This is a genomic window from Tardiphaga sp. (assembly GCF_028290495.1).
Classification (GTDB): Bacteria; Pseudomonadota; Alphaproteobacteria; order Rhizobiales; family Xanthobacteraceae; genus Tardiphaga.
This window is the reverse complement of sequence record NZ_JAQGJT010000086.1, coordinates 1-11,183: the sequence shown is the minus strand read 5'-3', so window position 1 is coordinate 11,183 and position 11,183 is coordinate 1. Positions and strand designations below refer to the sequence as shown.

The 11,183-nt window shown below is 64.9% G+C and carries 9 protein-coding genes and 1 pseudogene; 2 read left to right on the top strand and 8 right to left on the bottom strand.

What is annotated here, in order from left to right:
* Positions 1 to 507: SMP-30/gluconolactonase/LRE family protein (locus JWQ24_RS14705; protein WP_299809251.1), on the top strand; the 507-nt coding region annotated here is incomplete at its 5' end.
* Between the two features lie 109 nt (positions 508 to 616).
* Here JWQ24_RS14705 and JWQ24_RS14700 read toward each other — a convergent pair.
* From JWQ24_RS14700 to JWQ24_RS14690, 3 genes are all read right to left on the bottom strand, one after another.
* Positions 617 to 2,047: an aldehyde dehydrogenase family protein gene (locus JWQ24_RS14700; protein WP_299809249.1), complete on the bottom strand. Its 1,431-nt coding sequence runs from the start codon at positions 2,045 to 2,047 to the stop codon at positions 617 to 619.
* 244 nt (positions 2,048 to 2,291) lie between these two features.
* Complete coding sequence (locus JWQ24_RS14695) at positions 2,292 to 3,281, bottom strand: DMT family transporter (protein ID WP_299809247.1); 990 nt, start codon at positions 3,279 to 3,281, stop codon at positions 2,292 to 2,294.
* Between the two features lie 266 nt (positions 3,282 to 3,547).
* Positions 3,548 to 4,468 (bottom strand): cytochrome c, encoded by a 921-nt coding sequence (locus JWQ24_RS14690; RefSeq protein WP_299809245.1) that lies wholly within the window; start codon positions 4,466 to 4,468, stop codon positions 3,548 to 3,550.
* A 166-nt stretch (positions 4,469 to 4,634) separates the two neighbouring features.
* Here JWQ24_RS14690 and JWQ24_RS14685 point away from each other — a divergent pair, with 166 nt between their 5' ends.
* Entirely contained in the window at positions 4,635 to 5,036 is a 402-nt protein-coding gene (locus tag JWQ24_RS14685; protein WP_299809253.1) for a CHRD domain-containing protein, read from the top strand.
* Positions 5,037 to 5,111: 75 nt separating this feature from the next.
* Here the strand turns inward: JWQ24_RS14685 and JWQ24_RS14680 are convergent, their stop codons facing one another.
* The 5 genes and pseudogenes from JWQ24_RS14680 to JWQ24_RS14660 all read right to left on the bottom strand — a co-directional run.
* A complete protein-coding gene (locus JWQ24_RS14680; RefSeq protein ID WP_299809242.1) occupies positions 5,112 to 5,555 on the bottom strand; it encodes a cytochrome c in 444 nt (147 codons plus the stop codon).
* Between the two features lie 93 nt (positions 5,556 to 5,648).
* Positions 5,649 to 7,946, bottom strand: a complete 2,298-nt coding sequence (locus JWQ24_RS14675; protein ID WP_299809240.1) for a xanthine dehydrogenase family protein molybdopterin-binding subunit — start codon at positions 7,944 to 7,946, stop codon at positions 5,649 to 5,651.
* Between the two features lie 67 nt (positions 7,947 to 8,013).
* Entirely contained in the window at positions 8,014 to 9,543 is a 1,530-nt protein-coding gene (murJ, locus tag JWQ24_RS14670; protein ID WP_299809238.1) for a murein biosynthesis integral membrane protein MurJ, read from the bottom strand.
* 203 nt (positions 9,544 to 9,746) lie between these two features.
* The gene (locus JWQ24_RS14665) at positions 9,747 to 10,895 is read right to left on the bottom strand and encodes a DegT/DnrJ/EryC1/StrS family aminotransferase (protein ID WP_299809236.1); all 1,149 of its coding nucleotides are present in this window, start codon (positions 10,893 to 10,895) and stop codon (positions 9,747 to 9,749) included.
* Positions 10,896 to 10,934: 39 nt separating this feature from the next.
* Positions 10,935 to 11,183 (bottom strand): annotated as a pseudogene (locus JWQ24_RS14660) (gfo/Idh/MocA family oxidoreductase); the annotation flags it as partial.

Here is an 11,183-nt window from a genome sequence, read left to right as displayed (position 1 = left end):
GGCCTGCTAGCCAATTACGAGGGCTACCTGGCCGAGTCCGAGATCGACATGAATGTCTACCGGATCGACGGCGGCACCCTGAAAGCCACCATCGTCGCCGAGGGCATTTTGGGACCCAACGGCCTGTGTTTCTCGCCCGACGAAAAGATTCTCTACATCATTGAATCCCGGGGCGTGCCGACCCGCAAGATCCTGGCCTACGATGTCGCGCCCGGAGGGGACAAGATTTCCAACAAGCGTCTGTTCGTCGACGCCGGCCCCGGCACGCCGGACGGCATGCGGGCCGATATCGACGGCAATCTGTGGTGCGGCTGGGGCATGGGCGATCCCGAACTCGACGGCGTCTTCGTGTTCGCGCCCGACGGCGACCTGATCGGCCGCATTGCCCTGCCCGAGCGCTGCGCCAATCTGTGCTTCGGCGGTCCCAAGCGCAACCGGCTGTTCATGGCCTCCAGCCAGTCTATCTACGCGCTGTATGTGAACACGCAGGGCGCGCTGGGAGGATAGTTGCGGAGCGGCGCTTGTTTACCGTCCCCTGAAGGGGGAGCGTAAGAAAACGAAAACGCCGGCGTGGATTTCTCCGCGCCGGCGTTTTGTTGGCTAATTCAGGCTCGGCTTACGCCGCGTCGTAACCGGCGATCGCCTTGACCTCGAGGAAGTCCTCGAGACCGTACTTGCCCCATTCGCGGCCGTTGCCGGACTGCTTGTATCCACCGAACGGCGCGGTGCGGTCGTTCGGGGCGCCCTGCAGGTTGACGTTGCCAGCGCGGATCTTGCGACCGAACGTGCGGGCGTTTTCAATCGTGTCGGCGGAGACGTATCCGGCCAGGCCATAGGGCGTGTCGTTGGCGATACGGAGCGCCTCGGATTCGTCCTTGGCGCCGATGATCACCAGCACCGGCCCGAAGATTTCCTCGCGCGCGATGGTCATGTCTTCGGTGACGTCAGCGAAAATCGTCGGGCGCACGTAGAAGCCCTTGTTGACGCCTTCCGGCAGACCCGGACCGCCGGAAACCAGCGTGGCGCCTTCCTCGATGCCCTTCTGGATCAGGCCCTGGATCTTGTCCCACTGGCCGCGATTGACCACCGGGCCGATCACGGTGCCGTCGGCGCGGGGATCGCCAGCCTTGGTCTTGTCGGCCTGCGCCTTAGCAATCGCCGCGATTTCCTTCATCTTCGCCTGCGGCACGATCATCCGCGAGGGCGCGTTACACGACTGTCCGGAGTTGTTGAACATGTGTGCGACGCCGCCAGTGACGGCCTTCACGAAGTCCGCGCCATCGAGGATCACGTTCGGCGACTTGCCGCCGAGTTCCTGGCTGACGCGCTTGACGGTGGTGGCGGCGCGCTTGGCGACGTCGATGCCGGCGCGGGTCGAGCCGGTGAAGGAGATCATGTCGATGTCGGGATGCTCGCTCATGGCGATGCCGACGTCGGTGCCGAGGCCGTTGATGACGTTGAACACGCCCTTCGGCACGCCGGCTTCATGCAGGATTTCCGCGAAGATCAGCGCCGACGACGGGGTGTATTCCGACGGCTTGAGGACCATGGTGCAGCCGGCGGCGAGCGCAGGCGCGACCTTGCAGGCGATCTGGTTCAGCGGCCAGTTCCAGGGCGTGATCATGCCGACGACGCCAATCGGCTCGCGGGTGATCATGGCGGCGTTGTGCATCTCGTCGAACTTGTAGGTCTTCAGCACATCCAGCGTGGCGACGAGGTGACCGAGGCCGGCGCCGGCCTGAAGTCGCTCTGCCATCGGCAGCGGGGCGCCCATTTCGTCGGAGACGGAAGCGCCGATATCCTTCATGCGGGTCTTGTAGACCTCGATGATCTTCTCGAGCAGCGCGACGCGCTCTTCGCGCGACGTCCTGGAGAAGGTCTCGAAGGCGCGCTTGGCAGCGGCGACGGCCTTGTCGACGTCGGCCTTGGAGCCCAATGCCACGTCGTACATCGCATCTTCGGTGGCCGGATTAACGACGGGCGTCGACTTCTTGACGACGGGATCGACCCAGGTGCCATCGATGTAGAACTGCAGGCGGTTGACCATTGGTAACCTCTTTGATTTCGGGAGCGTCGGTACGTCGGACATGTAAGCGAAGCGAAACGTCCGGCAAGCATCCTTGCCGCGCGTACCGCGAATTGAACCCGCCATGCGCGGGGCGCCGCGCGATGGCGACGGCGCATATAAATGCAGCGGCGTGGCCGGAGCAAGGCCCGCCGGTTTCAGCCCTTCTAAAACGTCGGATTGCCGCAGGTGAAGGACGCCGCACTGTGCAATGCAGCATATTCCGTTACGCGATTTCGCGGGCGGTCCTGAGCGATGCAATAACTGGCGCGTCGGGATCGGCCTCGTCGTCGGCCATCGTGGAGATCGGCGACATCGGCGTGTCGCGCAGCCGCTTGAGGCCGAGGTGGCGCTCGCGCAGAATCACGAAGATGCCGGCTCCTGCGACGATCACCGCGCCGCCGACCACGTAGGGTGTAGGCACCTCGCCGAACATCCAGAAGCCGAGCAGAAAGGCCCACAGCATCGCGGTGTAATCGAATGGCGCCAGGAACGAGGCCGGAGCAAAGCGATAGCTTTCGGTGAACAGCATCTGGCCGACCCCGCCGGCAATGCCGATCCCGACCAGCAATCCGATCTCAAGGCCACCCGCCGGCAAATGCCAGCCGAACGGCGCCGTCAGGAGCGACACCACCATCACCGTCAGGGTCATGAAAATCACGATCGCCGCGGATGATTCCGTCGCGGTCAGGCGGCGGATCTGGATCGTCGCGCCGCCGGAAGACACGGCATTGAGCAGCGCCAGCGCCAGCCCGACCATCATCGAGGTGGTCAGCGCGGCATGGTTGCCAAAATACGGCGACAGCATCAGGATCACGCCGGCAAAGCCGACGCCGACCGCGGACCAGCGATAGGCGTGGACATGCTCCTTCAGGATCAGCGCGGCGAACACCACGGTGATCAGCGGCGCGATGAAGGCGATCGCGGTCACGTCAGCGATCGGCAGCCGCGCCAGCGCGCCGAAGGTGCAGAACGTGCCGGTCACACTGAAGATGCCGCGCACCAGATGCGCCTTACGGCGCTGGGTTTGCAGCGCGCCGCGCAACTGGCCACGCCAGCCGAAGAACAGCAGGATCGGGATAAGCGCGAACAGGCCGCGCGCGAACACGATCTCCCCGACCGGAACCGTGCTGCCGAGATAGCGTCCCTGCGCGCCCATCAGCGCAAAGGCCAGCGTGCTGGCCATCTTCAGCGACACGGCCTTGAGGATATTCATGGATCAGGGATTCGCCGGATGTGGAATGTTTTCCACAGAACCACGCCGCGGCAGCCGGGGAAACCGCCGCCGCGGCATAGCTTGCGGGAAATCCATGCGCGAGGGCGCCACAACACCGCTGTCACCACCCGCGAAAGCGGGTGGCCCAGTAGACACAGGCGTGAGCGACAGAAACGAAAAGCCGGCGTGTACTGGATCCTCCGCTTTCGTGGAGGATGACACCTGCGTGCGTCTCGGCGCAGTCGCCATTTAGGCGGCTGTTCCGATCAACCCTTCTTCTTCGGCCGCGGCGGCCCATCGACCGCCGGCAGCGACTTCAGATAGGCCGCCATCGCGTTGCGATCACCGGCCGACAGTTGCGAGGTATTGCGGATCACCCGGCCCATCGTGCCACCCACCGTATCACCGTCCGGGGTTTGGCCGGTCTCCAGCAGATAGGCGATATCCTTCTCGCTCCAGTCGGCGAGGCCCTTTTGCGTGATGTTTGGCACCCAGCCCTCGCCGTCCGGATTGGGACCGCCCGCAAAGCGCTGCTTCTCCACGATGCCGCCGAGGACATTGCGCGGGCTGTGGCACTCCGCGCAGTGGCCGAGCGCATTCACCAGATAGGCGCCCCGATTCCACTGCGGACTGCGCGCGGCGTCAGGGATGAAGGGCATGCCGTCGAGGAACAGCAGTTTCCATCCGCCGAGGTTGCGGCGGATGTTGAACGGGAACGGGACCGTATGGTCCGGCGCCTGGCCGGAGACCGGCGGCAGCGTCTTGATGTAGGCAAACAGGTCGCGAACGTCCTCGACCTTCGCGTGCTGGTACGAGGTATAGGGAAACGCCGGGAAGTAATGCAGCCCCTGCGGCGAGGTGCCCTTCTGCACCGCACCGACGAAATTCGCCTCGCTCCAGCCGCCGATGCCGTTCTTCGGATCGGGCGAGATGTTTGGCACATGGAAGGTCCCGAACGGCGAGGCAATCGGCAGCCCGCCGCCCAGCCGCAACCGATCCGGCTGCGTCGGCGTGGCGTGGCACGACGCACAGCCGCCAGCGTTGAACACCGTCTGGCCGTTGGCGAGATCTGGCGTGTGCGGCGCCAGCGAAGTGGCCGCTACCGTGACCGGAATGGTCAGCCACCAGAACAGCGCGAGGCCGACCGCGGCTGCGGCAATTGCTACGATAAAAATCCGCCTCAGCACGCTTCCCGCCCCCGTGACCCGTCAGCCGCCCATTATGCCGCAAGCGGCCGCCTTGTCCGGAACGAAATCGTGATGCGCTTTCGCCGTACCTCCGGGAATAAATCGCGGCGATGGGCGTTAGGTCTGTGACGTCCACAGGGAGAGAACCATGCCCATCACCAAGACCATGTTTGCCACGCTCGCACTGGCCACCGTAGTGGTTTCCGCACCGGCCTTTGCGGACAAGATGAAGGCCACGCTGAACGGCGCCAGCGAAGTGCCCGCCAACACCACCGCCGGCACCGGCACTGCCGACATCAATTTCGATCCGGCGACCAAAAAACTGACCTGGAAGCTGAGCTATAGCGGCCTCACCGGCCCCGCCACGATGGCGCATTTCCATGGCCCCGCCGAGCCCGGCAAGAACGCCGGCGTCGCCGTGCCGATCGCCCCCGCCACCAGCCCGAGCGAAGGCAGCGTCACCCTGACCGACGCCCAGGCCGCCGACCTCGTCGCCGGCAAGTACTATGTCAACGTTCACACCGAGGCGAACAAAGGCGGCGAAATCCGTGGCCAGGTGACGAAGTAACTTTCTGCGTCGTCCCGGCAAGCGTGCTTGCGCGCGCGAGTCGGGACGATATGGAGAGTTGCGAGCTTCGCGTACTCAGATCTTCAGCCGGAACGTCTCGTGGCAGCCGCCGCATTCCTTGCCGATGGCGCCAAGGCTGACCTTCAGCGAATCGACATCCTTGGCCTTGGCCTTCGCCTCGGTGACCGCCTTGGCGAAGCTGACGATCCTGGCTTCAAAGCCGGCCTTGTCTTCCCAAATTTTCGGCGAAGCGCTGAAATCACCCTCGGGCTTCATGCCCTTGGTGCTTTCCGGAAACAGCGACGGCAATTTCCTGGCAGTGTCGTCCAACTGACCGAGCGCGGCATCGACTGTGGCCTGCTCGTAAGGCTTGTCGCCCTTGACCATGGCGCCGAGAGCACCGGCATTCTTGCCGTTCCCCTTCATCAAGGTCTGGGCTTCCTTGACCACATCCTGCTGCGCCACCACCGCGCCGGCACCGAGCAGGAGAGCTCCGACCACAAGCATCACACGTTTCATAGGCCCGCTTCCCTGTTTAGAATTCAATCAAGACCAGTTCACAACAACTGATCAAACCCCGCCTCGGGCCCGATATTCCCGGCAGCGCCGATCTTACAGTCGGTGCAGCCGGTCGTGCTCGCGGATCGCCATCCAGACCCGCTCCGGCGTCGCGGGCATGTCGATATGGCCGATGCCGTATTCGCGGTGCAGGCCCTCGATGATGGCGTTGACCACTGCCGGGCAGGAGCCGATCGCGCCGGCCTCGCCTGCCCCCTTCACACCCAGCGGATTGGTCGTGCAGGGAATGTTATGGGTCTCGAACGAAATCGAGGCGCCATCGGCCGCGCGCGGCAGCGCGTAGTCCATGAAGGTGCCGGTGACGAGTTGTCCGTCCTTCGGGTCATACACCGCCTGCTCCATCAAGGCCTGGCCGATGCCCTGCATGGTGCCGCCATGCACCTGCCCCGCCAGCAGCAGCGGATTCAGCGTGACGCCGAAGTCATCGACGATGACGTAGTTGACGATCTGGATCTTGCCGGTGGCGGGATCGATCTCGACTTCGACCGAGTGGGTGCCGTTCGGAAACGTGCCGTCGGCGCTGCTGAAAGTCTCGGACGCATTGAGCTTCGACGGATCGGCCTTCCCGGCGAGATCGGCAAAGGAGATCGAACGGTCGGTGCCGGCGATGCGGATTACGCCGTCGTCGATCTCCAGATCGGCCACGCTGGTCTCCAGCACGTCAGCCGCGAGTTCTTTCAGCGCGACGCCGAGCTTGCGGGTCGCACGCTGCACGCTGACGCCGCCGGTCGGGATCGACGCCGAGCCGCCGGTGCCGAGGCCGGTCGCGACCTTGTCGGTGTCGCCTTGCACGATGTGGACGCGCTCCGGCGCTACACCGAATTGCTCGGCGACGATCTGCGCATAAGCGGTGTGGTGTCCCTGCCCGGTCGACTGGGTGCCGATCAGGATGGTGATATCGCCGTCGGCGCCGAGCGCCACATTGGCGGTCTCGTCGCCCATCGTCCCGCAGACTTCCACATAGGTGCCAAGACCAATGCCGCGGATCAGGCCGAGCTTTTTCGCAGCCTTCGCGCGCTTCGGAAATTCCTTCCAGTTACCGACTTCCATCGCCCGTTTCATGTGGGCGGCGAAGTCGCCGGAATCGTAGATCTTGCCAGTGGCGGTCTTGTACGGCATCGCCTTCGGCGGAATGAAATTCTTGCGGCGGATCGCATCCGGCGTCATTCCGACCTTGCGCGCGCAGGCATCGACCAGCCGCTCGACCACATAGGCGGCCTCCGGCCGGCCAGCGCCGCGATAGGCATCGACCGGCACCGAATGGGTAAACACGGTGCGGACGCGGCAGTGGAACGCCTGAATGTCGTACAGCCCCGGCAGCATGCCGGCGCCGCCGTGCGGGATGTACGGCCCGAAGGTCGAGAGATAGGCGCCCATGTCGGCCATCAGATCGACATCCATCGCCAGAAACTTGCCGTCCTCGCTGAGCGCCATGCGGGCATGGGTGACGTTGTCGCGGCCCTGCGCGTCGCCGACGAAATGATCGGCGCGGTCCGCTGCCCATTTCACGGTCTTGCCCAACCGCTTGGCGGCGACGGCCACCAGCGCGTATTCCCGGTACGGAAACAGCCGCGTACCGAAGCCGCCGCCGACATCGGGGCAGATCACCCGCATCTTGTCTTTGGAAATCTTGAGGACGTTCTCGCAGAGAATGTCGCGCAGCCGGTGGCTGCCCTGGCTGCCGATGGTCAGCGTCATGTGATCGCGCCTGGCGTCGTATTCGCAGATCGCCGCGCGGGTCTCCATGTAGTTGATGATGACGCGCGGGTTGACGATTTTGACCTCGGCGACGATCTTCGCCTTGGCGAACACGGCGTCCACCGCCTTCTTGTCACCGAGCGGCACGTCGAACAGCACGTTGCCTGCGTGCTTGTCCCAGACCTGCGGCGCATCCTTTTTCACCGCATTGACGAGCCCGTTCACCGAGGGCAGCGCCGTCCATTCGACCTCGATCGCCTCAAGCGCATCGCGCGCCTGATCGATAGTCTCGGCCACCACGAACGCCACGGCGTCGCCCACATGGCGCACTTCCCGGGCGGCGAGGATCGGATAGTCCGGCCCGGTGAACGGCGTGTCCTCCAGGTTGAACAGGCATGGCAGACCGCCGAGATCCTTGACGTCCTCGGCCGTCAGGATCGCAGCAACGCCGGGCAGCGCGCGGGCGCGGGTCGCGTCGAGCATGAAGGTTGCATGGGCATGCGGCGAGCGCAGCATCAGCGCATGCAGCGTCTGTGGCGCGTGGTCGTCGGTGTAGCGTCCCTTGCCGCGGATCAGGGCGTCGTCTTCCTTGCGCAGGACGCTTTGTCCGACGCCGAATTTGATGGGAGCCATGTATCCTCCGGCTGCAGTCTGGATTTGTTCCATTCTGCAGCCGAAAATCAGGAAGCGCAATTGCGGCCTAGCTGCGCACCAGCGACCGCAGCCACTTGCGGCCGAACAACAGCAGCACCATTGCGGCATAGACGATGATGGTGACGATGATCAGGACGCCGAGCGCGGCCTCGTCGCGCAAGGTGGCCCAGGAGGCAAGTTGCACCGCGGCCAGCCGGGCCGTGCCCCACAGCGCCGCCGCCAGCACCAGTCCGATCAACAGGAATTTGCCGAGCGAAAGGACAAAACCGCGGTCGAATTCCAGATAGCCGGCGCGTACCGCGAAGCCGATCACCAGCAGCAAATTGACCCAGGCGCCGATCGCGGTGGCCAGGGCAAGCCCGACCTGCGCCAGCGATCCCATCAACAGGATCTTGAGCAATACGTTGACGGCGATGCCGGTCAGCGAGGCCTTCACCGGCGTCGAGGTATCCTTGCGGGCGTAGAACGTGGCCACCGCGCTGCGGATCAGCACGAAGGGGATCAGGGCGATGGCATAGGCGGCGAGCGTCGCCCCGGCCGACACCGCATCGGCCTTGGTGAAGGCGCCGCGGGCGAACATCGCGCGCATGATGACGTCGGGCACGACGAGAAAGGCGGCTACGAACGGCACCGAGAACAGCAGCGTGAATTCAAAGGCGCGGCGCTGCGAGGCCATCGCGCCCGGATGGTCGCCGGCGGTGATCCGCCGCGACATCTCCGGCAGCAGCACGGTGCCGATAGCAATGCCGATCACCCCGATCGGAAGCTGGTTCAGGCGGTCGGCATAATACAGCGCCGACAGCGCGCCGACCGGCAGGAAGGTGGCGATGATGGTGTCGGCGAACAAAGCCACCTGCGTGCCCATCGATCCCAGCGTCGCCGGCCCCAATGCGCGGAAGAAGGCGCGCACGTCTTCATCCAGCCGCAACGGCGCGAAGCGCGGCAGCCCGCCGTGGCGGGCAAGATCGCCGGCGAGCAAAAAGTATTGCAGGAAGCCGGAAATCAGCACGCCCCACGCCGCGGCATGACCCGGCGTCGGAAACCAGACGGCCAGCGCCAGCGTCGCCATCATCGAGATGTTGAGAAAGATCGACGCGGCCGCCGCACTGGCGAAGCGGTTGACCACGTTGAGCATGCCGCCATAGAGCGTCACCAAAGTGATCAGCAGCAGATAGGGAAAGGTGATGCGCGTCAGCTCGATGGCGAGGCGGCGCTGCTCGGGCTCATCGGTGAAACCGGGCGCTAGGATGCTCATCGCCTGCGGCATGAACAGCAGCGCGACCACCAGCAGCACGACCTGCGAGACGAACAGCAGCGTGAAGATACGGTTGGCGAACAAACGCGCCGAACTCTCGCCGCCCTCCCCGTGAACATGCGCATAGGCCGGCACGAACGCAGCGTTGAAGGCGCCTTCCGCGAAGATCGCACGAAAATGGTTGGGCAGGCGCAGCGCCACGAAGAAGGCGTCGGCGATGGGGCCGGCGCCAAGGATCGCCGCCAGCAGGATGTCGCGCGCGAATCCGGTGATTCGCGACAGCAGCGTGTATCCGCCTACGGTGAAAATACGTCTGAGCATCCGCCGCTTCTACAGCATGGGGCGCACAGGCCAAATGGGGATTTGGGGGAAACCCTGTTCAACGCGAAGGTCCCCACCCACGGCTGTCATCACCCGGCTTGACCGGGTAACCCAGAAACCGGCGCCGCTAGCGAATCTCTTCGATGACACGGAACACCGGATCGCCCGGTCAAGCCCGGCGATGACAGTTGTGCATGTTGCGCTTACGTCAGCGCGTCGCGGACGGCCTTGATGACCCGCTCCTGCGTCGGCTCGTCGAGATAAGCGTGCACCGGCAGGCTGATGACATCCGACGACAGCGCCTCGCAGACCGGCAGGCCACCGTCCGCGACGGGGTAGCCGGCATAGGCCGTCTGCATGTGCACCGACTTCACGTAATAGATTGCCGATGGCACGCCCTGTGCCTGCAGGGAGGCTGCGAAGGCGGCGCGGTCGGTGCCTTTGGGCAGGCGAATGGTGTAGCAGGCCCAGATCGAGGTGTTGCCCTCGGTGACACGAGGCACCGTGACGATGTTGCCGAGACTGCGCGCATAGCGCTCCGCGACCTTGTTGCGGGCGGCGATTTCGTCGTCGAATATCCTGAGTTTCTCGAGCAGCACAGCCGCCTGGATGGTATCGAGCCGGCCGGTAAGCCCGAGCCGGACATTATCGTATTTGTCCGAACCCTGGCCGTGAACGCGGATGCTGCGCAGGGTTTCCGCCAGTTGGGCGTCGTCGGTGAAGATCGCGCCGCCGTCGCCGTAGCAGCCGAGCGGCTTTGCGGGGAAGAAGCTGGTCGCGGTGGCGAGACCGAAGGTGCCGAGCCGACGGCCCTTGTAACTCGCACCGAATGCCTGGGCGGCGTCGTCCAATATGAACAGGCCTTCGGCTTCCGCGATCGCGGCGATGGCGTCATGGTCGGCGCTTTGGCCGAACAGGTCGACGGGCATCACTGCCTTCGGCTTGAGGCCGAGCCTGCGCGCGGTCGCGATGCCGCGCTTCAGCGAATTCACCTCCATGTTGAAGGTGGCTTCATCGACATCGACGAATACCGGCGTCGCACCGGCGAGCGCCACCGCCTCGCCGGTCGCACAGAAGGTAAACGACGGGCAGAACACCGCATCGCCGCGGCCGACGCCCTTGGCCATCAGCACCATCACCAGCGCGTCGGTGCCGCTGGCACAGGTCACGACGTGCCTGGCTCCGCTGAATGCCGCGAGCGCCGCCTCGAGTTGCGTCACTTCCGGGCCGTTGATGAACTGGCAATGGGTCAGGACCCGGCCGACCGCATCGTCGATGGCCTGGCCGAGACGCAGGCGCTGCGCGCCGATGTCGATGAACGGTACGGGTTCTGGGCGCAGGTGCTGGTTCATGGAGCCTTGCGGGGATTGAGAACGGGACATTAGCTAGGACTAGCCGGCCACGCGGCGCGGCCCCTTGCGGGCGGAGGCCGCGGCGGGCCTGGCGGGCGCTTCCAGGCACCGGATCGCGATTTCGAGGCTGGCGACGCCTTCGTCGCCGGTCACCGCCGGCACGCCGCCGGTGCGCACGGCATGGAGGAAGGAGATCAATTCGGCGCGCAGCGGCTCATCGTGCCCGACCGGCAGATGGCGCATCGAATAGCTGCCATCCGGCTTGAAGCCGAAGCACTCGGTGACCTG